Source organism: Sutcliffiella horikoshii, from assembly GCF_044809035.1.
Lineage (GTDB): Bacteria > Bacillota > Bacilli > Bacillales > Bacillaceae_I > Sutcliffiella_A > Sutcliffiella_A horikoshii_G.
In genome coordinates, this window is record NZ_CP085237.1 from 1,132,308 (window position 1) to 1,158,498 (window position 26,191).

General features: G+C 41.9%; 23 protein-coding genes and 3 riboswitches. Of the genes, 19 read left to right on the forward strand and 4 right to left on the reverse strand.

The window, feature by feature from the left end; genetic code table 11:
• Nucleotides 1–79 precede the first annotated feature (79 nt).
• Nucleotides 80–1,798 (reverse strand): adenine deaminase, encoded by a 1,719-nt coding sequence (ade, locus tag LG307_RS06060; protein ID WP_404449011.1) that lies wholly within the window; start codon nucleotides 1,796–1,798, stop codon nucleotides 80–82.
• A gap of 138 nt (nucleotides 1,799–1,936) precedes the next feature.
• Nucleotides 1,937–2,038: riboswitch (purine riboswitch) on the reverse strand.
• Between the two features lie 253 nt (nucleotides 2,039–2,291).
• Here ade and LG307_RS06065 point away from each other — a divergent pair.
• The 14 genes from LG307_RS06065 to thiE all read left to right on the forward strand — a co-directional run bounded on the left by LG307_RS06065 (nucleotide 2,292) and on the right by thiE (nucleotide 16,197).
• Entirely contained in the window at nucleotides 2,292–4,349 is a 2,058-nt protein-coding gene (locus LG307_RS06065; protein ID WP_404449013.1) for a transglycosylase domain-containing protein, read from the forward strand.
• A gap of 115 nt (nucleotides 4,350–4,464) precedes the next feature.
• Entirely contained in the window at nucleotides 4,465–5,430 is a 966-nt protein-coding gene (locus LG307_RS06070; RefSeq protein WP_404449014.1) for a quinone oxidoreductase family protein, read from the forward strand.
• Between the two features lie 122 nt (nucleotides 5,431–5,552).
• Nucleotides 5,553–6,833, forward strand: a complete 1,281-nt coding sequence (locus tag LG307_RS06075; RefSeq protein WP_404449016.1) for an MFS transporter — start codon at nucleotides 5,553–5,555, stop codon at nucleotides 6,831–6,833.
• A 74-nt stretch (nucleotides 6,834–6,907) separates the two neighbouring features.
• A riboswitch (TPP riboswitch) is annotated at nucleotides 6,908–7,014 on the forward strand.
• A gap of 104 nt (nucleotides 7,015–7,118) precedes the next feature.
• Entirely contained in the window at nucleotides 7,119–7,802 is a 684-nt protein-coding gene (tenA, locus tag LG307_RS06080) for a thiaminase II (protein ID WP_404449018.1), read from the forward strand.
• A gap of 12 nt (nucleotides 7,803–7,814) precedes the next feature.
• Nucleotides 7,815–8,396 carry an ECF transporter S component gene (locus LG307_RS06085; protein WP_404449020.1) on the forward strand — a complete coding sequence of 194 codons (582 nt, stop codon included), beginning with the start codon at nucleotides 7,815–7,817 and terminating at the stop codon, nucleotides 8,394–8,396.
• Between the two features lie 12 nt (nucleotides 8,397–8,408).
• Nucleotides 8,409–9,866, forward strand: a complete 1,458-nt coding sequence (locus tag LG307_RS06090; protein WP_404449022.1) for an ABC transporter ATP-binding protein — start codon at nucleotides 8,409–8,411, stop codon at nucleotides 9,864–9,866.
• The gene (locus LG307_RS06095; protein ID WP_404449024.1) at nucleotides 9,847–10,641 is read left to right on the forward strand and encodes an energy-coupling factor transporter transmembrane component T family protein; all 795 of its coding nucleotides are present in this window, start codon (nucleotides 9,847–9,849) and stop codon (nucleotides 10,639–10,641) included. Before LG307_RS06090 ends, LG307_RS06095 begins: the two co-directional genes overlap by 20 nt.
• Before the next feature lie 60 nt (nucleotides 10,642–10,701).
• A riboswitch (TPP riboswitch) is annotated at nucleotides 10,702–10,808 on the forward strand.
• A gap of 156 nt (nucleotides 10,809–10,964) precedes the next feature.
• A complete protein-coding gene (gene tenI, locus LG307_RS06100; protein WP_404449026.1) occupies nucleotides 10,965–11,579 on the forward strand; it encodes a thiazole tautomerase TenI in 615 nt (204 codons plus the stop codon).
• Nucleotides 11,576–12,706, forward strand: a complete 1,131-nt coding sequence (thiO, locus tag LG307_RS06105) for a glycine oxidase ThiO (RefSeq protein WP_404449027.1) — start codon at nucleotides 11,576–11,578, stop codon at nucleotides 12,704–12,706. The genes tenI and thiO overlap by 4 nt, the downstream gene beginning before the upstream one ends.
• Nucleotides 12,699–12,911, forward strand: a complete 213-nt coding sequence (gene thiS / locus LG307_RS06110; protein WP_404449028.1) for a sulfur carrier protein ThiS — start codon at nucleotides 12,699–12,701, stop codon at nucleotides 12,909–12,911. The genes thiO and thiS overlap by 8 nt, the downstream gene beginning before the upstream one ends.
• 1 nt (nucleotide 12,912) lies before the next feature.
• Nucleotides 12,913–13,680, forward strand: coding sequence for a thiazole synthase (locus LG307_RS06115; protein ID WP_404449029.1), 768 nt, complete (start codon nucleotides 12,913–12,915; stop codon nucleotides 13,678–13,680).
• Nucleotides 13,680–14,708: a thiazole biosynthesis adenylyltransferase ThiF gene (locus tag LG307_RS06120; protein ID WP_404449031.1), complete on the forward strand. Its 1,029-nt coding sequence runs from the start codon at nucleotides 13,680–13,682 to the stop codon at nucleotides 14,706–14,708. The genes LG307_RS06115 and LG307_RS06120 overlap by 1 nt, the downstream gene beginning before the upstream one ends.
• A 14-nt stretch (nucleotides 14,709–14,722) precedes the next feature.
• On the forward strand, nucleotides 14,723–15,526 hold the full coding sequence (gene thiD / locus LG307_RS06125) for a bifunctional hydroxymethylpyrimidine kinase/phosphomethylpyrimidine kinase (RefSeq protein ID WP_404449032.1): 804 nt from the start codon (nucleotides 14,723–14,725) through the stop codon (nucleotides 15,524–15,526).
• On the forward strand, nucleotides 15,523–16,197 hold the full coding sequence (gene thiE / locus LG307_RS06130) for a thiamine phosphate synthase (protein ID WP_404449033.1): 675 nt from the start codon (nucleotides 15,523–15,525) through the stop codon (nucleotides 16,195–16,197). The genes thiD and thiE overlap by 4 nt, the downstream gene beginning before the upstream one ends.
• 158 nt (nucleotides 16,198–16,355) lie before the next feature.
• Here thiE and hmpA read toward each other — a convergent pair whose 3' ends face one another.
• On the reverse strand, nucleotides 16,356–17,588 hold the full coding sequence (gene hmpA, locus LG307_RS06135; protein WP_404449035.1) for an NO-inducible flavohemoprotein: 1,233 nt from the start codon (nucleotides 17,586–17,588) through the stop codon (nucleotides 16,356–16,358).
• A gap of 226 nt (nucleotides 17,589–17,814) precedes the next feature.
• Nucleotides 17,815–18,015 (reverse strand): cold-shock protein, encoded by a 201-nt coding sequence (locus tag LG307_RS06140; RefSeq protein WP_010198513.1) that lies wholly within the window; start codon nucleotides 18,013–18,015, stop codon nucleotides 17,815–17,817.
• Nucleotides 18,016–18,788: 773 nt separating this feature from the next.
• Between LG307_RS06140 and LG307_RS06145 the strand changes: the two genes are divergently transcribed.
• The 5 genes from LG307_RS06145 (at nucleotide 18,789) to LG307_RS06165 (ending at nucleotide 25,040) form a co-directional block, all read left to right on the forward strand.
• Nucleotides 18,789–20,546 (forward strand): ABC transporter ATP-binding protein, encoded by a 1,758-nt coding sequence (locus LG307_RS06145; RefSeq protein WP_404449036.1) that lies wholly within the window; start codon nucleotides 18,789–18,791, stop codon nucleotides 20,544–20,546.
• Complete coding sequence (locus tag LG307_RS06150; protein ID WP_404449038.1) at nucleotides 20,543–22,579, forward strand: ABC transporter ATP-binding protein; 2,037 nt, start codon at nucleotides 20,543–20,545, stop codon at nucleotides 22,577–22,579. The genes LG307_RS06145 and LG307_RS06150 overlap by 4 nt, the downstream gene beginning before the upstream one ends.
• 170 nt (nucleotides 22,580–22,749) lie before the next feature.
• A complete protein-coding gene (locus LG307_RS06155; RefSeq protein WP_404449040.1) occupies nucleotides 22,750–23,568 on the forward strand; it encodes an amino acid ABC transporter substrate-binding protein in 819 nt (272 codons plus the stop codon).
• A complete protein-coding gene (locus LG307_RS06160; RefSeq protein ID WP_404450390.1) occupies nucleotides 23,555–24,256 on the forward strand; it encodes an amino acid ABC transporter permease in 702 nt (233 codons plus the stop codon). Before LG307_RS06155 ends, LG307_RS06160 begins: the two co-directional genes overlap by 14 nt.
• Before the next feature lie 40 nt (nucleotides 24,257–24,296).
• On the forward strand, nucleotides 24,297–25,040 hold the full coding sequence (locus LG307_RS06165) for an amino acid ABC transporter ATP-binding protein (RefSeq protein WP_404449041.1): 744 nt from the start codon (nucleotides 24,297–24,299) through the stop codon (nucleotides 25,038–25,040).
• Between the two features lie 41 nt (nucleotides 25,041–25,081).
• Here the strand turns inward: LG307_RS06165 and LG307_RS06170 are convergent, their stop codons facing one another.
• Nucleotides 25,082–26,161 (reverse strand): FAD-dependent oxidoreductase, encoded by a 1,080-nt coding sequence (locus tag LG307_RS06170; protein WP_404449043.1) that lies wholly within the window; start codon nucleotides 26,159–26,161, stop codon nucleotides 25,082–25,084.
• Between the last annotated feature and the right edge of the window lie 30 nt (nucleotides 26,162–26,191).

Consider the following 26,191-nt stretch of genomic DNA (forward strand, 5'->3'; position numbering starts at 1 on the left):
TTTTCGGTAAGTTTATTGTTGTAGAATAAATACCCTATGCCATAACTTTTAAACGTTCTGAGAAGTACGTAGCAATTGTTTAATCTTGAATCGATATATGTTTAAAGCGAGTTACATCAAAAAGTCCTGTATCCGTGAGTTTCAATTCTGGAATTACTGGCAGGCTTAAAAACGAAAGAGCGACAAAAGGATTGAAATGCTCTTGGGTCCCGATGATCCGGAGAGCTTCATGAAGGTCCTTTAATAAACATAGTGCTTTTTCTGTTGTCGTATCGGCCATCAAACCTGATATTTCTAATGGCATGGCTGCGACAACTTTTTTATTCGCAACAACAACTAAGCCGCCTTTTATCTGTTCCATTGCGTTTACCGCTGTCATAATATCTTCATCATTTGTTCCGACTGCAACAATATTATGAGAATCATGTGCTACGGTAGATGCGATAGCTCCGTTTTTGATTTGAAACCCCTTTACGATACCAAGACCAACATGTCCCCGCTTGTGGTGTCTTTCAATCACTGCAAGTTTTAATTGATCCTTATCTTTGTTTGGTAAAAACTCTCCATCTAACGTTGTTACAGTTTCCTTGATATGCCTGGTAACAAGACTGTTTGGGATGATCTCAATTATATTGCATGGCTTGTCTGATTGGACGGTTATGTTAATATCCTCTTTGGAAATGGGTTTCATTTTCACAGAATCCTTCAAAAGATTTGGAATGGCAGTAGGTTTCTGTTGTCGGTGTGATGGGGTTATTATTTTGCCATTTTTAAAGATTTTTTTAATGGTGAAGGCTTCAAGATCCTCGATAAGTAGAAGATCAGCACGGTATCCTGGTGCAATCGCCCCTCTCTCTGCCAAAGAGAAGCACTCTGCTGCATTTAACGTAGCAATCTGGACGGCAAGTAAAGGGTCTAGTCCTTCTTCAACCGCTATTCGAATATTTTGGTCAATGCTTCCTTCTGTTACCAACTCATCAAGGTGTTTGTCATCTGTACAGAATAGAAATCGTCTTGCATTGCGTTCATTTACTAAAGAAATCAAGGCTCTGACATCTTTGGCGACAGATCCTTCCCTCATCATGACATACATTCCCCGTTTGAGTCTTTCTTTTGCTTCATGTGGGGTGACGCATTCATGGTCTGTCTTAATGTTAGCAGATGCATAGATATTTAAGCTTTCAGGAGATAGGCCTGCCCCATGACCATCAATTTTCTTGTTAAGCTGGGATGCTTGAGCCAATTTTTCGAGCATTGCCTCATCGCGGTCGCGGACAGCAGGAAAATCCATTACTTCGGCCAAGCCGATGACCCGGTCATGTTTGTAAAATGGAACTAGATCTTGTGCTTGAATGACAGCTCCATTGTGCTCAAAAGAAGTGGCAGGTACACAGGAGGGGAGCATGAAGAAAACGTCAACAATAGTATTCTCTGTAGCATCTATCATAAATTGGATACCTTCCGTACCACTTACATTGGCAATTTCATGCGGATCGGTAATAATGGACGTAACTCCATGTGAGAGAATCGTTTCGGTGAAATAGTGGGGATGTATCATGGAAGATTCCATATGAACATGTCCATCTATCAGACCTGGACAAATGTAGGCCCCGTTTGCATCCAGCACCTCATGGCCCTCATAAGAACCAAACCCAATTATCATGCCGTCTTTAATAGCAAGATCTTCCTCTATTATCTCTAAGTTAAATACATCTATTATTCTTCCATTTTTGATAACCAAGTCGGCTTTTGTCTCTTTTGCAGCAGCCTTTATTATAGATTTTAATTTTTGTGTCATTATTTTTCCCCTCCAAAATAGATAAAACTCCAAGCAATAACTTGGAGTTTGACAATGAAGAATGCCCTTTTAACTCTAACACTGTGGTTGTGCCTAATGATGAAATGGAAACCTTCACCATTCGCATTGAAAACAGCTCAAGTATAGAGGGATTCTCGTAGTCAAACTCTTTACGGTAGTTTGGTAGAAACTTATGGACCATATCTCCAAGATTATACGAGTTATAGAATTGTTCCTCATTATAGTAGGATGTGGGAATTTACGTCAAGCTTCTGTCTAAAGCCGGAAAATTTCGAATATGGGAAAAGTGGTTCACTTTTGTCGAAAAAGGGTATGTAATAGTGTTTATGTTAAAGGAATGGTATTATCAACAAATATGAATGGCTTATTCACATTCTAATGGTGCCAATCCGCAATTATGCATGTCACCCTAAAAAAGAGGGGACTGCATCCGAATAACTATTATTAGTTTTGTTGCATACAGGGGGTTCTTATGGCTGAAAGAGCAAGTAAGTATAAACGTAAAGTGAGTTTTAGAGCTGTCCTTCTTATTGCAGGTTTATTGGCTCTGATTATATTGTTGGGAATGCAGTTATATATTAATACAAGGGATGTCAGTGCGCTGACAGATCCGCTTCCACAATCTTCGGTTCTTTATGACAGGCACGGGGAAGTGGCTAGCAGGATCACATCCAATCAGATTGAAGGTGTCCCATCTGAAGAAATACCGGAAGTGATGAAACAAGCGGTTGTAGCCGTCGAGGACCAACGCTTTTATGAGCATGACGGATTTGACTTTGTGGGAACTGTCCGTGCACTTACAACGAACGTTAAAGCAGGAGGCTATGTGCAGGGAGGAAGTACCATCACGCAACAACTCGCCAAAAACGTCTTTTTATCACATGATAAGACATTGAAGCGGAAAACAGACGAGTTTTTCTTAGCAAAAAAGGTAGAAAAATCTTATACAAAGGATCAGATCATCAGTCTCTACCTTAACCAGATTTATTACGGTGAAGGAGCATGGGGGATTAAGCGGGCAGCTGCAGTTTATTTTGCAAAAGACCCGAAAGATCTGACGCTTGCGGAGTCTGCAACATTGGCTGGATTAATCAAAGCTCCATCTGCGCTTTCTCCGTTAAATAATGCGGAGCGTTCCATGCAACGCAGAAATTTAGTCCTTTCACTCATGCACCAGCAAGGATTCATCACTGCGGAAGAAGTGGAAGCAGCAAAGCAAGAAGAATTAAAGCTAGAATCAAGACATGTAGATCCGTATAAAGGGAAATATCCAAGCTTTACGGATTACATAATTGATGAAGCGGAAAGAATGTATGGTATTAGTGAGAGTGAATTGCTTGCCGGTGGATATCGTGTGTACACGACTCTAGAACCAAAGGTGCAGGAAGCTTTGGAAAAGGTATATGCAGATCCTGCCAATTTCCCTACAGGACAGTCAGGAGAAGTGGCACAAAGCAGCGGCGTGTTACTTGATCCGAAGACAGGCGGAATTCTTGGAATGATTGGCGGCAGGGACTATAAGTTCCGGGATTTTAACCGTGCATCCAAACTTAAGAAGCCACCCGGATCTACTGCTAAACCGTTACTCGTTTATACGCCGGCCCTTGAAGAAGGGTATGATGTGTATGACATGCTGAACGACTCACCAACTGATTTTGGTAATTATACACCTCAAAACCACACATTGGATTTTCGTGGAGAAGTCTCCATGTATGATGCAGTATTGAATTCTTATAATGTCCCTGCGGTTTCGCTGCTGTATGATATTGGAATTCAAAAAGGAATGGACACAGCAAAAAAACTATACTTGCCGGTAGATGAAAAAGAAGACCGCACGCTTGGTAATCTAGCGTTAGGCGGATTTCATGGTGTTTCCCCGAAACATATGGCTGAAGCATATTCTGTCTATGCCAATAATGGGGAAATTATCGAGTCGCACGGGATTGTTAAAATAGAAAAGGTAACAGGAGAAGAAGTGGCATCTTTTGAAGAGGAAAAAGAGCGCGTATTCTCTGAAGAAGCTGTGCAGAAAATGAACTTTATGCTAAAAGGGGTTGTCGAAGAAGGAAGTGGGAAGAACGCCATCATTGACGGTCGGGAAGTTGCCGGAAAAACTGGTTCTACTCAAACAACTGACAATAACCATCGCGCTACTTCCAATCAGTGGTTTGTTGGTTATACTCCACAAATTGTCGGGGCGTTTTGGATAGGATTTGATAAGGAATCTGCTGAAAATGTTCTGCCAATCATTTCAGGCGCTGGAAGTCCTTCAGCGAAGGTCTTCCAACAAGTTGTAAGTGAAGCGCTTGAAGGGGAGCCTGTCGAAACTTTTAACTTGCCTGGAAGCCTTCAAAAGCAACAACAGATTCAGAAGAAGGAAGAAGAGAAGAAAAAGCAGGAACAGGCGAGAGAACGAGAAGAACCAAAAAAGAAAGACAAAAAGGACAAAGATGAGAAGAAGAGAAAGAAAGATAAGGAAGACGACCGTGGCAAGAAGAAAGACCAGGATGACGATGACGATGACGATTAATATGAAACACCTTTCTCAAGATTTATGAGAAAGGTGTTTTTTTGCATCTTAATCCACAAAGTAATGTATAGTTAAATAATAAAATTTATTAACTTATTAATGAAGAGGTGCGATAATGAAAGCTTTGATTTTTAATGAATTTGGTGGCCCTGAGGTGTTACAGTATAGCGAATTACCTCTGCCATCCATAGGTGATAACGATATACTCTTACAAACAAAGGCGATAGGCCTTAACTTTGCGGATGTATACCGAAGAAAAGGGAACTACCATTTAGCGGGCGAGCCTCCTTATATTCTTGGGTATGAAGGGGCAGGAATTGTTGTCAAAGTAGGGGGAAATGTAACGGATATAGAAGAAGGAGACAGAATTGCATTTGCGGATGTCCCGCATGCAAATGCAGAGTTTGTGTCTGTTCCTTATGAAAAGGCAATTCCAATACCAGACGGAGTGACCTATGAACAGGCTGCATCTCTTTTGCTACAAGGACTAACGGCTCATTATCTTGTTCATGACAGCTACCGAGTTAAAAGTGGTGATACGGTCTTAATTCATGCTGCAGCAGGCGGAGTAGGGCAATTGCTGACTCAGATAGTGAAGATACTTGGAGGAACCTCTATTGGCCTTACTTCAAGTTTGGCAAAATCTGAAGTGGCAAAAAGGGCAGGGGCAGCAGAGGTATTACTTTATGAGTCATCTTGGGTCGAAGAAATAAAAGAATTAACAAATGGAAAAGGTGTGGATGTAGTGTATGAATCAGTTGGATCTACACTCATGGATAGTTTTCAAGCGACGAGAATTGGAGGGACTGTGGTGTTCTACGGCATGGCTGGAGGAGATCCTGCACCAGTAGATCCCCGTATGTTGATGGATACTTCCAAGACGTTAACGGGTGGAGATTTGTGGAACATATTAACAACAAGAGAGATTCGGATAGAAAGGGCATCCCAACTGTTTCAATGGTTAAAAAAAGACAAGTTGAGAATTGATTCCCCTGCTCAGTTTGCATTAAAAGATGGTGCAGAAGCACATAGGTTCTTAGAGAGCAGGAAGAGTACAGGAAAGATAGTGCTGATTCCTTAAATATATAAAATCTCTTTTCTCCTCCATCTCCAGACCGAGAGAAAAAGACCCCAAAGTCGGTTACCAATCATTTCTAAGTAAGGTAAGATAACCATAAATAATGATTGGTGGAGGACGAAAAGATGAAACATATGATTGCCGTATTCAAGAAACAAAACTATAGCCTGTTGTTCTGGTCTTCTTTTACATCCACAATGGGGAGCATTATCGGTATTGCTGCCTTGATGCTTTATTTGTTGGACCGCTACACAGACCAGCCGTTTTATGCGGCATTGACCGAACTGATGTATTCCTTGCCGACACTTGCTGTCTTTTTCTTGGTAGGGGTGATGGCAGACAGGATGGATCGTCAAAAAATTGCCGTCTACAGCGATGTAATTTGTGCTATTTTATCGCTCGCGCTTATGGGGGCTATATATATTGATTGGATGCCGCTCGTATTTGCGTTGCTGTTTCTAAGAAGTGCCGTATCGAAGTTCTTCCATCCCGCCCAGGCTGCCATCATCCAGGGCATTCTGACTAAGGATGAATACACGGTGGCGGCGGGGTTGAACCAAATGACGAGCAGTTTATTCATGCTGTTCGGTAACGCACTAGGCATATTTATCTACTGGACGCTCGGACTCCAGGGAGCTATCTTTGTTTGCTTTGTTACTTACATGATCAGTGCTATTTTGATTAAGGCGTGCAAGTTAGAAGAGGAGGTTGTCCTTCCAAACGGCCGACACAAGTGGAACCAACTGAATGTAAAATTTGTAGCAAATGATTTTAAGAACGGTATGTTTTATATTATAAAAAATCCTCTATTGGTCTATTTGATTATTGGCTTCTTTGTTTTTGGGATAGTCAACGGGGGACTGTCTGTGATGCCTGCCTATATTTTAAAATACAAGTTAGCGCCAGTGGATTATGAGCAGACAATGATGGTGATGGGGGTAGTTTTTGGTATTTCTGTGATGGTTGGAAGCATTGTTGCCTCGATGATGGCGAAAAAGCTGAAATTATATCAAATGGTCATAATAGGCTTAAGCATCTCTGGAGCCTTCGTAATAGCTAGTGGATACAGTCCTGATACTTATTACTACTTGGCATTTACTGCATTGATCGGACTCGGCCTTCCTTTTGTAAATATAGGAATCGGCGGGTGGCTTCCAAGGATTGTAGATCCCAAAATGATGGGTAGAGTGCAGGGCTGGATATCGCCATTGATGATGTTATCCCAGTCCATTACCCTTGGAGTCATCGCCCTGACTTTTCAAAAAATCCTGACTGTAGAAGGGCTACATCTTCTTGTCGGGAGCTGTTTATTATTTGTTGGGGTATTCTATATGTTCACTTTGCCAAAACACGCTACAGAAGAGGAAAATGCGGCGGAAGGGATAGAAAATTCTGCTTCGGTTTAAAATTATTCTTTGACAAAACGATAAAAGCTGATTAACATAGGAGACAGAAATTGCTTTCCGACAACTTTATACGAATCTACCACTAGGGGTGCCTTTATAAGGCTGAGATTGAAGTGTGACTTCAAGACTCTTAGAACCTGATCTGGTTAACACCAGCGTAGGGAAGTGGGGTCGAGACACTATTCCTTTAAACTACTCAGTTATCTAGTGTATTCACCACCTTCTTTGCGCAAGCGAGGAAGGTGGTTTTTTGCATTTTACCAACAATTTTAGGAGGAATGGAGAATGAAATTTTCACAATTTGCAAGAGAAAAAGCGGATCATATTTGGGAGGCGAGCTTTCATCACCCGTTTGTAAAAGGAATAGCGGATGGGAGTTTGTCATTAGAAACGTTTAAGTATTATGTTTTGCAAGATGCCTATTATTTGAGCCACTTTGCCAAAGTTCAAGCATATGCAGGAGCAAAAGCATTTGATTTAAAAACAACAGCGAGGCTGGCAGCACATGCACAAGGTACATACGAAGCGGAACTATCTTTACATGAGAACTTTTCAAAAAGACTCGGTGTGACGGAAGCAGAGAAAGCGTCATTCCAGGCAGCTCCAACAGCACACGCCTATACCTCCCATATGTATCGTTCCGTATTGACAGGAGGATTGGGTGAAGTGATTGCCGCCCTGCTTCCTTGTTACTGGTTATATTATGAAATTGGTGAGAGGTTAAAAGGCTGCACGCCAGCTGAACCAATTTATCAGGAATGGATTGCAGCTTATGGTGGGGAATGGTTCAAGGAGCTTGTGGAAGAGCAAATCAATAGATTGGATGAACTGGCTGAGAAAGCTACAGAAGAAGAGAAAGCTAGAATGCTTGAGTATTTCATTATCAGTAGCCAGTATGAATATTCCTTCTGGGAAATGGCTTACACATTGGAGAAGTGGCCGGTAGTAGAAACGGCAGTGAAGGCCTAGGGGGGCATTTTTATGAACAAGGGATTAAAGCTTACAGATATATTGGTGACGGTCATTATTGCATTGGTATTCGGGATTGTTTATAAAATATGGGCTCCGGTGTATAACGTACTGGCGCCATTTGGCTTGCAGCTTCAAGAGTTAACTTATGGCATGTGGTTTATTGCTGCGACGGTTGCTTATCTACTGATCAGGAAAGCTGGTGTCGCTTTTCTTGCAGAAGTGGCGGCTGCATCAGGTGAATTTTTGGTCGGATCGGAATATGGGTTGATGGTGCTGATATATGGGGTTATTCAAGGGCTTTTTGCTGAATTGGTCTTCATGGCTTTCCGTTACAAGCGTTTTGATTTGCTTGTCGCATCGCTTGCGGGAGTGGCGGCAGGTGTAGGTTCGCTTCTTCTGGATCTTTTTAGAGGGTATCTGTTTGATTACGTATGGTGGAATGTGACATTGCTGATCTCTTTCCGATTGATCGGAGCGGCTCTAATAGCGGGAGTACTGGCCTATGCACTTGTAAAAGCACTAGAGGCAACGGGAGTCACAAGTCTACTTAGACCGGTGAGCAAGGAAGAGTATGATTCCTTAAGGCAATAGGGAGGCGCAGAGATGGAACCAATCATACAATTAAACCATTTAAGACTGAAATATCCGGGTGGAGAAAGAATATTTGAAGACTTGTCCATCAAGATCAGGAAAGGTGAGAAGGTATTGATCCTTGGCCCTTCAGGTGGTGGGAAATCCACGCTCATCCAAGTTTTGGCAGGGCTCATTCCGAATGTGGTAGAAGTGCCGATGATTGTGAAAGATCAGCTTTTGCCCAATTCATGGGGATATGTTTTCCAAGATCCGGATGCGCAGTTTTGTATGCCCTATGTGGATGAAGAACTTGCATTTGTCCTAGAGAACCTCGCAATTCCAAAAGAGAAGATGGGGAGAAGAATTGCAGAAGCACTTGATATGGTGGGGTTGGACTTGCCTGATTCCCACTTAAAAATACAGCAACTCTCAGGAGGCATGAAGCAGAGGCTTGCCATTGCTTCCGTTCTCTTGATGGAGCCAGATGTACTCTTTTTGGATGAACCGACCGCGTTATTAGATCCAGATGGCACCAGGGAAGTTTGGGACACCATTAAGAAAGTGGCGGATGATAAAACAGTTATTATCGTGGAGCATAAAGTGGAGCAACTGATCGACTTTGTGGACAGAATTATTGCGTTAGATGACGCTGGAAATATTATCGTTGATGGGAAAACGGAAGATATTATCAGAACGTCGCTTTCCCTTTTAAAGGAATATGGCATATGGTACCCAGGTGCTTGGGAGGATTACTTGAAAACAAGAAAGCTCATCTCCAAGCATAACGCGGGGAGTGAAACGGTATTAAAAGTGAAAAATCTTTCAGGCTTCCGCGGCAAAGAGAAAAAGGTTTATGTGGAGGAAGCGGAGATTCGTAAGGGGGAATGGATTTCCGTTGTCGGGGAAAATGGAGCCGGGAAAAGCACATTGCTCGAATCGTTAATGAAGCTGTTAAAGACAGAAGGCACTCTAGAAATTAATGGGGAAAGGGTCAAAAATATCCCCACTGACCTGATCACCTTCGTTTTCCAGAACCCTGAATTCCAATTTGTCACCAAAACTGTGGAAGCGGAAGTTGCCTATACACTGCGTCTAAAGAAAATGGACGAAGCTTTCGTTTTGGAAAAAGTAGAGGAGATGCTGAGACTCTTCAAGTTGGACCATGTGCGTCATCTCCACCCATACCAACTATCCGTTGGTCAAAAACGCAGATTGAGCGTAGCGGCTGCTGTCATACATCAGCCTAGTATCCTTCTGTTGGATGAACCGACATTCGGCCAGGACAGCAGAAACACGTTTGCCATGCTGGAATGGTTGGAACGATTAAGGGAAGCTGGCGTCGCTATCTTGATGGTCACTCATGATGAGCACATCGTATCTGAGTTTTCGGATACCATATGGACGATTAAAGATGGGCAGCTTATCGATATGAGGAGTAATGAGAAATTAAGAGGCAGGGGAGAAATGGATGCAGTTGGAGCTTTATAAAAATAAATCATGGATGCATGATATTAATCCGAGCTTTAAACTATCAGGGATGGTCCTCCTGTTTATAGGTGTCCTGTTCATTCATAATATCAATGTGATGCTGAACTTAACAGGAGTTCTATTGTTGGTCTATCTTTTAATGACAGGACAATCTTATATGCTGAAGCTTCTATTGCTGGCTCCGTTTATCTTTTTATTTTTCACTTCGGCGATCTCTATGGTCTTGTTTGGGAAGGGAGATACCACCTGGTTCGAATTTGGATTAATAAATGTTTCGGAGGAAAGTTTTTATCGTGGAGTTCATCTAGGATTAAGGTCACTGGCATTTGCTTTTTGTGGGTTGATTTTCGCCCTGACGACCCAGCCGGTATATTTATTTTATTCCTTGATGCAGCAATGGAAGCTACCGCCGAAATTTGCATATAGCTTTATGGCGGGTATCCGTCTATTGCCGTTAATTCTAGAGGAATTTCTCACCTTAAGGAAGGCGCTGATTGTTAGGGGAGTGGAGCAGAAGGGTAGCTTGTTGAAAAAGGTGTATTTTTACAGCATCCCTTTACTTTCCCAGAGTATCAGAAGAGCGCACCGAATTGCAGTGGCCATGGAAGCGAAGCGTTTCAGTAATCAAAAGAATCGTACCTTTTATTACGAGCTGGGCTACTCCTGGAAGGATCTGTGGTTCGTGCTCTTAATCCTGTTGATGATTGCTTTCTCCCTTTATTTTGGCATAAGGCTACCCTATGTACCGGTAACTGATGTCAGATACAGCGGATAGTATGCATTTCTTTTGAAAATTAGAAATTGTGTGCTATACTGAAGCCATCAATTGAATAACTCGTAACACTAGGGGAGTCAATAGTGACTGAGATGGAAAGAGTAATTTCCAGACCCTTTGAACCTGATCTAGTTTGTACTAGCGTAGGGAAGTGGAAATGTTCTATCACTGTTGGCTTTACATACCACACATAGATGAAACCCACTCTTTACGTTAAAGAGTGGGTTTTTTGCTTTTTATAATGTTGCATTAGAACTCCTTAGAACGGAAATTAACAGGAGTTAAATGGACATTTAAGATTTTACTAAAAAGGGTGAGGGTCTTTGCAATTACACCTTATAACAGATGGTAAGAAAACAAAGGAAGAGCTAGTTGCCATCTTGTGTGAAGTTCATGAGTCAGTGGATTTCATCCATATAAGAGAAAAACAACGAAGTGCAAATGAGGTCTTTGAACTGGTTGATGAGCTGATTAGATCTGGGGTCCGGCCGAGGAAAATCATAATAAACGACCGTGTGGATGTTGCCCATGTGCTTAATGTCGGCGGAGTACAGCTGGCCTATCATAGCCTTGGAGTTTCAGAGATTCGGAGGAATTTCCCCGAATTAAGGGTGGGGAAGTCGGTACATAGTTACGAAGAGGCAATACAGGCAGAAAGGGACGGTGCTGATTTTATCCTATATGGACATATCTATTCGACCACTTCAAAGGAGGGGGTGACCCCTAAAGGCCTGATTGAATTAAAAAGTATAACAAGATCCTTGAAGATTCCCGTTATAGCTATAGGTGGAATTACTTCTGACAAATTTCAGGAGCTTAGGATTTCCGGAGCGGGAGGAATCGCGATCATGTCGGGAATTATGAATGCAGAAAATAACGCTCATGCAGCAAAAGCCTTTCAAGCAGCATTGCTTGCCGAAAAGGAGGAGATTGGATGAATAAAAGCTATGACGTAATCATTATAGGTGGCGGGGTCAACGGCTGTTCCATAGCGTACTATCTTGCCCTTGAAGGAAGAAGTGTATTGCTTTTGGAAAGGGAGAAGTTGGCGTGTAAGGCATCGAGTGCAGCTGCCGGCATGCTTGGAGCACAAGTGGAAGTGACCGAAGAGGGAGCACTATTTGATCTTGCCAAGGAAAGCAGGGGCATGTTTCCCTCTCTACAATACGAATTGAAAGAGCACTCAGGAATCGACATAGAGCTTGTGCAAAAAGGGATGCTGAAGCTAGCCATGAATGATGAAGAGGCAGGTCATCTAAAAAGAACGATTTCCTTTCAACAAAAGTTGGGAGAACGGGCAGAATGGCTTGCTCGGGAACAAGTGGCAGAAAGGGAGGGGCAACTGTCGGACTCTCTGTTGGGGGCAATGGATATTCCAATGGATGGCCATGTCAACCCTGAAAGACTTACCCATGCCTTCGCAAATTCGGCAGTCAAGCATGGAGCGGAAGTGAAAGAGTACGTAGAGGTGTACTCGTTACTTAGAGAAAAGAAAACCGTTAAAGGTGTGGAGACTAGTATCGGGATGTTTTATGGGGAACATGTAGTCGTTGCAGCAGGAGCTTGGAGTAAAAGGCTGCTTAGTGAGTGCGGAGTGACAGTTCCAGCATATCCGGTAAAAGGGGAGTGTTTTTCTGTCATCACAGATCGGCCCTTACTCTCCAGTACGATCTTTTCAGAAAGCTGTTATCTTGTTCCAAAAAGTGGAAACAGGCTGGTTATCGGAGCCACGATGATTCCTGACACATTTTCTGAGAATGTTACGGTAGGAGGGCTTTATCAGTTAATGGAGGAGGCTGCCAGAGTGCTTCCTGCCGTCAAGTATGCCACTTTTGAAAGATTCTGGTCTGGCATACGCCCTCAAACGGGTGATGGTCATCCTTATCTGGGACAGCATCCAACATACAAAAATCTTGTCATTGCTACCGGACATTACCGGAATGGAATCCTCCTTTCACCTATTACAGGAAAACTTGTAACAAAAATAATTCAGGATGACCCAATTCCTGTTTATATGGAAGCATTCAAGTTAGATAGGTTAAAAGAATATGCAAGGGGTGAGTAGATTGAAACTGATCATTAATGGTGAGGGTGTCGAAATTCCAGATTCAGTGAAAACCGTATCGGAACTGTTAGAGCATTTTCAACTGGACCAGAAGGTAGTCATAGTCGAAAAGAACAAAGAGATTTTGCAAAAAGAAAATCATGTGGCAGAGAACGTGCAAGATGGAGATCAATTTGAATTAGTACATTTCGTAGGAGGCGGTTAATATGTTGAAAATTGGTTCATATGCATTTAATTCCAGGTTGTTGTTAGGAACAGGAAAGTATCCGGATTTTGATATTCAAAAGAGGGCGGTGGATGTTTCAGGTTCGGAAATCCTGACTTTTGCGGTAAGAAGAATGAACATCTTTGAAGCAAGTCAGCCCAATTTTTTAGAAAAGCTGGATTTGGAGAAATACACGTTGCTACCGAACACAGCAGGTGCCAAAACGGCGGAAGAAGCTGTAAGGATTGCTAAATTGGCTAAAGCTTCCGGTCTTTGTGACATGATCAAGGTAGAAGTAATCGGTTGTTGGAAAACACTTTTGCCAGACCCGGTTGAAACATTAAAAGCAACGGAAGAACTTTTAAAAGAAGGCTTTACGGTGCTTCCATATACTTCAGATGATGTAGTGTTAGCAAGAAAATTAGAAGAGCTTGGTGCCCATGCTATCATGCCAGGTGCCTCCCCAATTGGTTCTGGTCAAGGAATCATCAACGAATTGAACTTGGGCTTTATTATCGAGCAATCCAATGTACCGGTTATCGTGGATGCGGGAATCGGTTCACCAGCAGATGCAGCAAAGGCAATGGAGTTGGGAGCGGATGGTGTACTATTGAATACGGCCGTTTCAGCAGCAAAAGATCCTGTGAAAATGGCAGAGGCCATGAAACTTGCAATTGAAGCTGGGCGTCTGGGCTATGAGGCTGGGAGAATGGAAAAGAAACGTTATGCGACAGCCAGCAGCCCAAGTGAAGGAATGAGTGTCGGGTAATGGATCGATATTCACGTCAGACTTTGTTCGCACCGATTGGAGTGGATGGCCAAAAAAGCATCGGTGAAAAGCACGTGTTACTCATCGGTGCAGGGGCATTGGGGACGGGAAATGCGGAGGCGCTGGTGAGAGCGGGAGTCGGAAAGATCACAATCATTGACAGGGATTATGTGGAGTGGAGCAATCTTCAACGTCAACAGCTTTATTGCGAAAAGGATGCACTCAAAAAGCTGCCAAAAGCGGTGGCAGCAAAGGAGCGGCTGCAACTGATCAATTCAGAAGTGGAGATAAATGCACAGGTTGCGGATGTAACGGCAGATATGTTGGATGCGCTGGTGAAAAAAGAGGGATTTGACCTGTTGCTTGATGCGACCGACAACTTTGATATCCGCCTGATCATGAATGATATAAGTCAAAAACATGCTATTCCTTGGATTTACGGCGCATGCGTGGGGAGCTACGGTATTTCTTTTACAATCTTTCCAGGCAAAACCCCATGCTTGCAGTGTTTGCTCAAAACCGTACCGCTAGGAGGAGCAACCTGCGATACGGTCGGAATTATCGCTCCAGCTGTGGGGATGGTGGTCGCGCATCAAGTTGCTGAGGCATTGAAAATTCTTTCTGGCAACGCCAAAGACTGCAATCGTAAGCTTGTTTCCTTTGATATGTGGAAAAATCAGTATGTTTCCTTAAATGTAGAAAAGTTGAAGGACCCAGAGTGCTTAAGCTGTGGGGGAAATCACACATATCCTCATCTATCTTTTGAAAACCAGACGAAAACAGCCGTTCTTTGCGGAAGAGATTCTGTGCAAATAAGACCTGCCGAAACATGGACGGAAGGCAGGAGCTTGGCTGACATGAAGGAGCTGCTGGCATCTCAGGGCATAAATGTGGAGATTAACCCTTACTTGATTTCCTTTCAAGTGGAGGGGCACCGACTGGTAGCTTTTAAAGACGGTAGAGTGCTAGTTCATGGAACAAAAGAGATTGCTAGAGCAAAAACATTGTATCACCGATATTTTGGATAAGGGACTGAAAATATATGATAGCAAAAGTATTGACGATAGCAGGTTCCGATAGTGGCGGAGGAGCGGGCATCCAAGCCGATATTAAAACATTTCAGGAGCTGGATGTGTTTGGGATGTCAGCTATTACCGCTTTAACCGCCCAAAACACATTAGGAGTCCAAAGTGTTTATCCAATACCCGTTGACATGGTGTTAGAGCAATTGCATTCGATCGCAACGGATCTAAGACCAGATGCGGTAAAGACCGGCATGCTTTTCAGCGGTGTCATCATCGAAGCTGTAGCGGAGAAAATTGCCCAGCACGGTTGGAGGAATGTGGTAGTGGATCCCGTCATGATTGCAAAAGGCGGGGCAAGACTTTTACAAGAAGAAGCTATAAGGGCCATCCGGGAAAAACTATTACCGCTTGCAACCGTTACAACGCCAAATATCCCAGAGGCGGAAGTGCTGACGGAAATGAACTTGGATACACTTGATAGAAGTAAGGAAGCAGCTCGCATGCTACACAGACTAGGATCCTCCCATGTCGTGATAAAAGGAGGACATGGTGAAGGAGATGAGCTGATTGACCTTGTTTATGATGGAAGCAGCTTTATGGAGTTGAAAAGCATGCGCATTAATACGAAGCATACCCACGGGACCGGATGTACGTTCGCGGCGGCTATTGCGGCCGGACTTGCGAAAGGTTGTACAGTGGAGGACGCGATAATGAATGCGAAGCGTTTTATACATTGTGCTATTGAGAATGAACTAGGAATAGGCAGTGGTCATGGACCTACCAATCACTGGGCCTACAGAAAGCTTGGTGTAGAGGTATGAAGAGGGAATGCTTGAATGTTTATTTTGTGATGGGAAGCGTGGATTGTGCTGGTCGCGACCCGAAGGATGTTCTGCAGGAAGCCATTTACGGAGGAATCACTTTTTTTCAGTTTCGGGAAAAAGGGTTAGGTGCCAAAGTGGGGGTAGAAAAAAAGGAACTTGCATTGAAGCTTAAAGAAATTTGTGAAAGTCATGCTATACCGTTTATCGTCAATGATGATATTGATCTTGCTTTGGAAGTGGAAGCAGATGGGGTTCATATCGGGCAGGAGGATGCATCTTTTTCAGAGGTGGAGGAACGTCTAGCACCTGAGATGATTATCGGTGTTTCCTGTCATACGGTGGAAGAGGCTAGAGCGGCTGTGAATGATGGGGCAGATTACATCGGAGTTGGTCCTATGTACTTCACTACCACGAAAAAGGATATCAAGGAAGTGAAGGGTCCACAGGTAATTATACAGATCCGAGATGCTGGTTTGACGGTTCCACTGGTGGGAATCGGGGGTATTTCTGTTGAAAACACGGCCGCAGTGTTAGAAGCTGGGGCAGATGGAGTTGCAGTGATTTCCGCCATTTCCAAAGCGGAATCGGTTTTTGAAGCAGCGAAAGAGTTTTCTCGGTGTGTAGGAGAAAAAGCTCTATTCACAACTTTGTCAAAAAATAATCACTAAATCACGTAATCAGTGATATAATGAAAAGACCATTTACTTTATAACATGTTTGTATTCAGTCCCCTGCTCTTGAATTGGAGCGGGGGTATTTTTTTGACCCAAAAATCAAGGCCAACAAAAAGAGCCTGCTACCACAAGCAGCAAGCCCTCGATGATTATTATTTTACTGTCACTTCTTCTTCCTTCTTCATATCAATGGAAGGTCCGAAAAACTCGTATCTGATAATATCCTCAGTGACTCCAAGCTTTCCAAGCATAGAAATGATATACTTAATGAACTGAACTGGTCCGCAAACATAATACAAACCATCATTCTTTAAGTTTAGTGTTCTTAAAATCTGCTCCGTTACAAACCCTTGTTCATGGAAAGCTCCTAATTTAACGTCCTCATCTGTAGGATTTTCATAAATAAATAGCTTTTTCCCGTTCTCCATTATATCTATGGTTTCTCTGACCTCGTCTTTAAATGCATGTACAGAGCCATTTCTAGCAGCATGGATGAAAGTGGTTAGTCTTGCCGGCTGTTCTTTAGCAATGGTCTTCAACATGCTTAGCATTGGCGTGATTCCAACACCACCGCTTATTAAGTAAACAGGTAGATCTTGACCGCCTTCAAGAATAAAGTCCCCTGCAGGTGCTGTCACTTCCACTGTATTACCTATCTCCACATGCTCATGAAGGTAATTGGAAACGGCCCCAGCGGGATCACTATTTTCTTTTTTAACTGAGATTCTGAAATATTCGCCATTAGATGCATCTGATAAACTGTATTGTCGGTTAAATAAGTTCGTATCTCCAGGAATGGAAATTCTAATCGTAATGTATTGTCCAGGAGTAAAGGCCGGTACAGCTGATCCGTCAGAAGGCTTTAAGTAAAAAGAAGTAATAAGCTCGCTTTCTTCGATCTTTTCCGCGACAGTAAACTCTTTGAAGTCCTCCCAGCCGGCATTCTGTTGCGCGGCTGCTTCGTACATTTCCCTCTCAACAGAAATGAAGACATCTGCAATAACTCCATATGCTTCTCCCCATGCTTCAATAATTTCATCTGTTGCTGCATCTCCAAGAACCGCCTTGATGGCATCAAGTAAATGTTCACCGACAATAGGGTAGTGTTCTGGTTTAACAGCTAAACTTCTATGTTTGTGTGCTATTTGCTTTACAGCAGGCAAAAGGACTTCCAACTGATCGATGTAAGTAGCGGCTGCATATATTGTGTTTGCTAAAGCGGTTTGTTGACGGCCTTTCTTTTGATTGGCATGATTGAAGATATTTAATAACTCAGGATGATTGGTAAATAGAGTTTTATAAAAATGAGTCGTAATCTCCTCCCCTTTAACAGCTAAGACTGGAGCGGTAGATTTCACAATTTGTATAGTTGTTGAGCTAAGCATCGAAATGCCTCCCTGTTTAAAAGATATATTTTAAATACATCTTTATTATAAGGGAAGGAAGGGATTAAAGTAATATGTAAAATACATCTTTAACAAATTAGTCACAAGTTAGGTTTTGACTGCAAAAAGTTTTACTTCAGTTGTTGGTCTAAAAATTGGCCTGACAGATAAAAGCAATACAAAAAGGCTCCCATCGCTGGGAGCCTTTTATATGCTGTGCTATAAATTATGCTTTGTTAACGTTAGCAGCTTGGTCGCCACGGTTACCTTGAACGATTTCAAATGTAACAGATTGACCTTCTTCTAAAGATTTGAAACCTTCGCCTTGGATCGCTGAGAAGTGAACGAATACGTCGTCTCCGTCTTGGCGCTCGATGAATCCGAAACCTTTTTCTGCGTTAAACCATTTTACTGTACCTTGTAACATGTTGTTACCTCCTAGTGTGCTTGCCACACAATGTATTACTATTCTTGCTCTTAAAAATATCAAGGCGAAAGTTAAATCTTAACTTTGAATCCTTACATACCGAACAAAAATAATTCTACTTAAGAATAACAGTTTCACCCAAAAATTGCAAGGGTAGAACACAAATACATTAAACTGCGTGAGACTTCACTGTAGAAGGGAAAACTCCTTTGCGGGTCTGTCCCCCTTCTTTAAATTTAACAAAAGTAACATGATTGAAATATTTAAGCTATTATAATTTTAGGTAAATTGGTGATTGACAAGTGCTTGGCTACGGTGGTAAGTTTAGAAAGTGGAAATTATATGAAACTAAATTAAAACTTTTAAGGAAAGGGAGGGTTCGATGATGATGAAGTTAATGACAACTGAAATTGTAGCTGGTAAATCCATTAATTTAATAAATCTCGTGACCTGTCCTGTAAGAAATTCGGTTAGTTTCTATTAATCGAGGATCTATTCCTTTTACCGTATAAGGATATCTTTGTAGGAAACACAGGTCACCATCAGGGCGTGACGTGTGCTTTTTTTATGGAGAAAAAGGTGGCATACCGAGTAACGTTCGGTATGCCATTTTTTTAGTTTAATTTAATTCTATAATTTTCCAAATTAATAATAACTCTTCAGGAGGAATGAGATATGGGAAATGTTTATGTTCGTTTAATGATGTACAAAGTGGCTTCAGATGGAGGGTAGCAAGAAGCTTGAAATCAGCATAGAAGGGAGAGTTTTTCATTATGTTTTCAGTACTAGGAAAATTGGGTTGGTTTTTTAAAGAGCATTGGAAGAGATACACAATAGCAATTGCATTACTTATTTTTGCAGGAATATTAGAGGTTATTCCCCCAAAGATGATCGGTATGGCCATAGATGATATTCAAGTAGGAGCATTCACCTCTGAAAAACTATTGCAATATGTTATTTTTTTAACCGTTTTGGCAGTTGTCATTTATGGAATCACCTACACGTGGATGTATCAGCTCTTTGGAAGTTCCTTTTTAGTGGAAAGGTCACTAAGATCGAAATTAATGGGTCATTTGTTAAAGATGACCCCAACTTTTTATGAGAAAAACCGTACAGGGGATTTGATGGCCAGGGCAACGAATGACTTGAAAGCCATTTCCACTACTGCGGGATTTGGAGTTTTAACACTGATCGACTCAAGTGTATTCATGCTGATCATCTTAGGGACGATGGGGTTTATGATAAGTTGGAAGCTTACGCTCGCAGCAATCATTCCACTTCCTTTAATGGCATTAGCAATGAATATATATGGTAAAAAAATTCATCACCGTTTTACAGAGGCACAGGATGCTTTTGGAGATATGAATGACAAAGTACTTGAATCCATTGCAGGAGTCAGAGTTATACGAGCTTATGTACAGGAAAGGGCAGATCAAGGCAGATTTCATCAGATGACAGATGATGTGTATAAGAAAAATGTAAAGGTTGCCATCATTGATTCCCTCTTTGAGCCGACCATTAAATTGCTTGTCGGGGCAAGTTACCTGATTGGTCTCGGTTACGGGGCTTACTTGGTCTTCCATAAATCGATTACTTTAGGCGAGCTTGTGGCGTTCAATGTTTATTTAGGAATGTTGATATGGCCGATGTTTGCCATTGGAGAACTAATCAACGTCATGCAGAGGGGAAATGCATCGCTAGATCGAGTTAACGAGACACTTGCATACAAAGAGGATGTCCGCGATCATCATGAACCAATTGATGTGTCTGCCCCAAAAATCATCGAGTTCAATCAAGTTTCATTCAAATATCCTTCTTCTACAGTGGACAATTTAAAGAATGTTTCCTTCCATTTAAAAGCAGGGCAAACACTTGGAATTGTCGGGAAAACGGGTAGTGGGAAAACGACTTTGATTAAACAGCTATTGCGAGAGTACCCGCTTGGTACTGGTACCATTAATATAAATGAAGTGGACCTGCAAAAAATTCCGTTGCACACCATTCAAGGGTGGATTGGATATGTGCCGCAGGATCATATCCTATTTTCAAGGTCTGTTAAAGAAAACATCTTATTTGGAAAAGAAGATGCCACAGAAGAGGAAATTGCGCAAGCGATCAAGTCATCTGCTTTTGAAAAAGATTTAGAATTGCTTCCGGAAGGGTTGCAGACGTTGGTAGGAGAAAAAGGTGTATCGTTATCAGGAGGACAGAAACAACGTATTTCCATTGCAAGGGCACTTATTGCAGATCCTGAGATCTTGATACTTGATGATTCCTTATCAGCTGTTGATGCGAAGACAGAAGCAACCATCATTGAAAATATTAGAAATGAACGCGCTGGAAAAACAACCTTCATCACCACACACCGATTGTCTGGTGTGCAGCATGCGGATTGGATAATTGTTTTAGAGGACGGGAAAATTGTAGAGTCCGGCATGCATGACCAGCTGATGGCCATTGGAGGCTGGTACAAAGAACAGTTTGAAAGACAGCAAGTTCAATCGCCAAAAGGAGGCGAGGTGTTAACATGAAAGACGTCAAAGAAATAAAATCAGGCAAACGCCTATTTCAATATGCATTAACACAAAAGCGAATCATCCTTATCGCATTGTTAATGCTGTCGGTTGCTGTAGCTGCAGAATTGACAGGTCCTTTTATCGCCAAAAGGATGATAGATAATCATATTCTTGGGATTGAAAAAGTTTGGATCGAAACAGAGAAAGCTGGGAAAGATCGTGTACTTTACGATGGAAAATATTATGGTCGGGAAGATCGGGAAACAGTGACTGCAACCCCTGAGAATACGGCTAGAATCCTTCAAGTCGGCAGAGAGTATTATTTCCTTCCTTCCGACATCCGTTTTGATGGCCAGAGGTCTGCTGAAAATAACGAGATCACGATTCGAAGAGGGGAAGAGGAGCAAAGCTATCCTGCCCAAAGGTTGACAAATAGCGAATTGATTAGCTTTTATCAGCCTGAGGTAAAATATATCGTCTATTTGGTTGGATTATATTTTGGCTTGCTTGTATTGGCATCTTTCTTTCAATACGGCCAAAGTTATTACCTACAAACTTCTGCCAACCGCATCATCCAGAAGATGAGGGAGGATGTGTTCGGCCAGATTCAGAAACTACCGATACAATATTTTGATCACCTTCCTGCAGGGAAAGTAGTTTCAAGAATCACCAATGACACAGAAACAATCAAGGAGTTGTATGTCACAGTCCTTGCAACATTCTTTTCAGGACTGATTTATATAACTGGGATTTATATCGCTTTATTTTTACTTGATGTGAGGCTGGCGTTCATCTGCTTGACCTTGATTCCCATTCTTGTTGTCTGGTTTATCTTTTATCGTAAATATGCCTCCGTTTACAATCATAAAATCCGGGCTCTCCTTAGTGATATAAACGGAAATATTAATGAATCCATACAAGGGATGACCATCATTCAAGCTTTTAGACGTCAAAAAAAGGCAACAGAAGAGTTTGAGGGGTGGAATGAACAGCATTTCACGTATCAAAATAAACTGTTAAGCCTTAATGCATTAACCTCTCATAACCTTGTAGGGGTACTTAGAAACATTTCATTTGTTGTGGTGATATGGTACTTCGGAGGAGCTTCATTAGGTATTGGGACGATAGTTTCATTAGGGGTTTTATATGCGTTTGTTGACTACTTAGGAAGAATGTTCGGTCCAATTACCGGAATGGTCAATCAGTTGGCAAACCTTGAACAGGCACGGGTATCTGCAGTTAGGGTGTTTGAGTTGATGGATGAGGCTGGAATTCAAGTTTCAGACGCAAAGCATCCACGTTATGAGGGGAATGTCTCCTTTGAGTCAGTCTGGTTTGGCTATAAAGAAAATGAATACGTACTCAAAGATATTTCTTTTACAGCCTCTAAAGGAGAGACTGTGGCATTGGTCGGTCATACTGGATCAGGAAAGAGTTCGATAATGAATCTTTTGTTCCGTTTCTATGATATAGAAAAAGGGAAAATCGTCATTGATGGACAAAACATTCAAGAACTGCCAAAACAGGCAATCAGGCAGCATATGGGAATAGTTCTTCAAGATCCATTCTTGTTTACCGGTACCATTGCATCTAATGTAAGCCTGGATGATCCATCCATTTCTATGGAACGTGTGAAAAAGGCACTTGAAGATGTAGGAGCAATGGAATTTATCAACGCATTGCCAAAAGGACTGGAGGAACCAGTTATTGAAAAGGGAAGTACGTTATCTTCCGGACAACGTCAACTGATTTCCTTTGCGCGCGCGCTAGCATTTGATCCGGCCATCTTAATTCTTGACGAAGCGACGGCCAGTATTGATACAGAAACGGAAGCCATCATCCAGCAGGCGTTGGAGGTATTGAAAAAGGGAAGAACCACCTTCATCATTGCCCACCGACTTTCTACTATTAAAAATGCAGATCAGATCCTTGTGCTTGATCGTGGAGAAATAGTCGAGCGGGGCAATCATACAGAACTAATGGAAAGAAAAGGGAAGTATTATCAGATGTACGAATTGCAGCAGGGTAGCAAGGATCTTGCTGTCTAAGAGCAGTGGGCTATGGGAGGGAATTACCCCCATAGCCTTTTTGTTATTTTTACGGATATTGGAGAAAATAAAAAATGCAAGCAAAGTCTTTGACAAGCTTAAAGACTTCTTATACTATACAGTAGTTGATTTAAAATTAATTCATATAAGAATACTGGGGGTTTAACGAAATGAAGAAACTATTTTCTATATTCACATTACTTTTACTATCTGCAGTCGTGTTAACTGCATGTGGTACAACTAATAATAACGGTACTACAGGAGATTCTCCAAAAGAGGAAACAGAAAATCTTCTGAGCAAAGTGGAAGAGGAAGGGGAACTTCTAGTTGGAACAGAAGGTACATACCCTCCATTCACATTCCACGATGAGTCTGGAAAGTTAACAGGTTTTGATGTAGAAATAGCAGAAGCAATTGCTGAAAAAATGGGTGTAGAAGTAAAATTCATGGAAACACAATGGGATGCAATGTTCGCTGGTCTTGATTCTAAGCGTTTTGATATGATTGCGAATCAAGTGGGAATCCGTGAAGATCGTTTAGAAAAGTACGATTTCTCTGACCACTATATTACGTCAGCCGCTGTACTAGTAGCAAAAGAAGATAACGAAGAAATCAAAAGTTTTGAAGACATTGAAGGCAAGAAATCTGCGCAATCTCTAACTAGTAACTATGCAGATATCGCTCGTGAGTATAAAGCGGAAATTGAAGGCGTGGAAGGTTTTAACCAAGCGGTAGAGTTAATCAACTCCAACCGAGTGGATGTAACGATCAATGATAAATTATCTGTTCTTGATTTCCAAAAAAACCGCCCAAATGCACAAATCAAAATTGTTGATGAAGCAGGTGATGCGGCACAAAGCGGGTTGATGTTCCGCAAAGGCAGTGACGAATTGGTAGAAGCAGTGAATAAAGCACTTGCTGAAATTATTGAAGATGGAACGTATGAAGAAATCTCAGAGAAATGGTTTGGTGAAAATGTACTTAACTAATATCCTGACAGATCCGGAACGTTTAGATAGATGGATGACAATCGCACAAAGTTCCCTTCTCCCTTTGGTGAAGGGAGCTTTGTCTTATACAATACCGTTAACGTTACTTTCCTTCAGTTTTGGGTTGATGATAGCTGTTTTAACAGCATTGGCGCGTATCTCGCCGATTAAACCATTACAGATAGTAGCGAGAATTTACGTATCCATTATTCGGGGAACACCTCTATTAGTGCAATTATTTATTATTTTCTACGGATTGCCTTCCATCGGGGTCACCATCGATTCTTTTCCAGCAGCTGTGATTGCGTTCTCCTTGAACGTTGGAGCATATGCATCCGAGATAATCCGGGCAGCAATCCTTTCAACGCCAAAAGGACAATGGGAAGCGGCATATTCCATGGGAATGAGTTATCCTCAGGCGCTTAGACGTATCATTTTACCGCAGGCAGCAAGAGTCTCCATTCCGCCATTATCCAATTCCTTTATTAGTTTGGTAAAGGATACATCTCTTGCTTCCTTGATTCTTGTAACAGAAATGTTCAGGGTGGCCCAACAGATTGCTGCAACCAACTATGAATTCCTGTTGCTGTATGCACAGGCAGGGGCAATCTATTGGGTAATCTGTTTCTGTTTATCTCTTGTACAAGGAAGAGTAGAACGTCGTTTGGACAGATATGTTGCAAAATGATTTAGTTAACAAAACAGTCATTAATAAAGGAGCTCAAGATATGATTTCAGTACAGAGCTTATATAAGCAGTTTGGAGATTTAGAAGTATTAAAAGGTATTGATTTAAACGTGGAACAGGGGAAGGTTGTAGTAGTTATCGGGCCGTCTGGATCTGGTAAAACCACTCTCCTCCGTTGCTTGAATATATTAGAAACACCTACTTCCGGGAGAGTCGAGATTGATCAGCAAGCCCTTGATTTTTCCGGAAAGGTTTCTTCTAACAAGATTGCCAGCTTCAGAAGACTAACGGGAATGGTGTTTCAAAGTTATAATCTGTTTCCTCACATGACGGCCCTTCAGAATGTGATGGAAGGTCCGATTACAGTGAAAAAAGAGGCAAAGGCAAAGGTGGAAGAAAGAGCTAAGAGGTTGCTTGAGAAGGTAGGGCTTGGAGATAAACTGGATTTTTATCCTTTTCAACTTTCAGGTGGCCAACAGCAACGTGTCGGAATCGCGAGAGCACTTGCCATGGAACCGAAAGTGATGCTGTTTGATGAACCTACATCTGCATTAGATCCCGAACTTGTGGGAGAGGTGCTCAGAGTTATGAAAGAGCTGGCCCAGGAAGGGATGACCATGGTGGTTGTCACCCATGAAATGAAGTTCGCCAAAGAAGTGGCAGATGAAGTGATCTTCATGGATGATGGGAAGATTGTCGAGAAGGGGAAACCTTCTGAGATATTTGGAAATCCAAAGACAGATAGAACGAAGCAATTCCTTCGTATGATAGAAAGTGGAGTTTGATTTAATAAAAAATCCCCGTTACTTTTAAAAGTGGAGGGGATTTATTTTTTGAATTTTTTTATATAGTCTGTATCTATTTTATTCTTCAGTTTCCACGCAAGCTTGTTGTGAGCAGTAAAGCTTCCGTATTGCAGTAAGGCTTCCTTATTACCTGTTGAAAGTAACGATAAATAATGACGTTGGGGAGTGAAGGTAAAATACATTTCTCCATTTATGTAACTTGTGATGTTCCTCCACAACAACTCTGCTTGTCTTACAGCATATACCCCGTTTTTAGGAAGGTCAGGAAATGCTTCTAGTGTTATACAATCACCTGCTCCGAAAATAAAAGGCAGCCCTTTAGCTTGGAGGGTCCTCTCAGTCAAGAGAAAGCCGGTCTGATCACAAGGAAGCGAACTTTTCTTGAAAATGCCACTAGGGCTTGGACCAGTCAACCACAGAACTTGGGAGTGAGAGAGGCATCTTCCATTTTGTGTTATCATCTGACACTCATTCATTTTCGCTACACTATCATCCTCGATTATGGAGAGCCCTTTTTGCTTAGCGATATATGTAACCCTTTTGGAGGCTTTGGTGGAAGAAGAGGGCAACAGGTTTGAGGAAGTAATCAGTGAGACATTAGTAGGCAAGCCATTTTTCTTCCTCCATGCAGTAATTGCTAAGGCAATTTCTACCCCTGAAGCCCCGCCCCCGACCACTATTGGAAATTCAACTTCGCGGTATTCCATAATTTTTTTTGCAAAAAGGTAATTTGGTTTAATTTGAACAAGATAATCCTTGAAAGAGGATGGACCCTCTATTAATGAGCCTGTATCAAATGAGACCACACTGAAAGAAATCTTGGTCCCTGCCTTTGTTTCGAGTGTCTTATCGGTAACGGAAATCTCTGTAACTTTATCTTCTATAAATGTTACGCCGGCTTTTTCCGACATGGTTTTTAAATCGATTCTTATTTCATCTATTGAGTAAAGACCTTCGGTGTACCCTGAGAACATTCCTGAGTAGTATTGATACCGATTGGGTGAGATTAACAAGATGTTTTGATTGGGAAGAGGCTTCTTCCTTATTTCCAATAAACACTTCAAGTGGGCGTGGCCTCCACCAACTAATAAAATGGTCAATCACTTCGCCGCCTTTATGGTTTTGGCTCA

Bases quoted from the DNA above. Each gene is read 5' to 3' on its own strand.
- ade (WP_404449011.1), bottom strand. From the start codon at position 1,798: ATGACACAAAAATTAAAATCTATAATAAAGGCTGCTGCAAAAGAGACA.
- LG307_RS06065 (WP_404449013.1), top strand. From the start codon at position 2,292: ATGGCTGAAAGAGCAAGTAAGTATAAACGTAAAGTGAGTTTTAGAGCT.
- LG307_RS06070 (WP_404449014.1), top strand. From the start codon at position 4,465: ATGAAAGCTTTGATTTTTAATGAATTTGGTGGCCCTGAGGTGTTACAG.
- LG307_RS06075 (WP_404449016.1), top strand. From the start codon at position 5,553: ATGAAACATATGATTGCCGTATTCAAGAAACAAAACTATAGCCTGTTG.
- tenA (WP_404449018.1), top strand. From the start codon at position 7,119: ATGAAATTTTCACAATTTGCAAGAGAAAAAGCGGATCATATTTGGGAG.
- LG307_RS06085 (WP_404449020.1), top strand. From the start codon at position 7,815: ATGAACAAGGGATTAAAGCTTACAGATATATTGGTGACGGTCATTATT.
- LG307_RS06090 (WP_404449022.1), top strand. From the start codon at position 8,409: ATGGAACCAATCATACAATTAAACCATTTAAGACTGAAATATCCGGGT.
- LG307_RS06095 (WP_404449024.1), top strand. From the start codon at position 9,847: ATGCAGTTGGAGCTTTATAAAAATAAATCATGGATGCATGATATTAAT.
- thiO (WP_404449027.1), top strand. From the start codon at position 11,576: ATGAATAAAAGCTATGACGTAATCATTATAGGTGGCGGGGTCAACGGC.
- LG307_RS06115 (WP_404449029.1), top strand. From the start codon at position 12,913: ATGTTGAAAATTGGTTCATATGCATTTAATTCCAGGTTGTTGTTAGGA.
- LG307_RS06120 (WP_404449031.1), top strand. From the start codon at position 13,680: ATGGATCGATATTCACGTCAGACTTTGTTCGCACCGATTGGAGTGGAT.
- thiD (WP_404449032.1), top strand. From the start codon at position 14,723: ATGATAGCAAAAGTATTGACGATAGCAGGTTCCGATAGTGGCGGAGGA.
- thiE (WP_404449033.1), top strand. From the start codon at position 15,523: ATGAAGAGGGAATGCTTGAATGTTTATTTTGTGATGGGAAGCGTGGAT.
- hmpA (WP_404449035.1), bottom strand. From the start codon at position 17,588: ATGCTTAGCTCAACAACTATACAAATTGTGAAATCTACCGCTCCAGTC.
- LG307_RS06140 (WP_010198513.1), bottom strand. From the start codon at position 18,015: ATGTTACAAGGTACAGTAAAATGGTTTAACGCAGAAAAAGGTTTCGGA.
- LG307_RS06145 (WP_404449036.1), top strand. From the start codon at position 18,789: ATGTTTTCAGTACTAGGAAAATTGGGTTGGTTTTTTAAAGAGCATTGG.
- LG307_RS06150 (WP_404449038.1), top strand. From the start codon at position 20,543: ATGAAAGACGTCAAAGAAATAAAATCAGGCAAACGCCTATTTCAATAT.
- LG307_RS06155 (WP_404449040.1), top strand. From the start codon at position 22,750: ATGAAGAAACTATTTTCTATATTCACATTACTTTTACTATCTGCAGTC.
- LG307_RS06160 (WP_404450390.1), top strand. From the start codon at position 23,555: ATGTACTTAACTAATATCCTGACAGATCCGGAACGTTTAGATAGATGG.
- LG307_RS06165 (WP_404449041.1), top strand. From the start codon at position 24,297: ATGATTTCAGTACAGAGCTTATATAAGCAGTTTGGAGATTTAGAAGTA.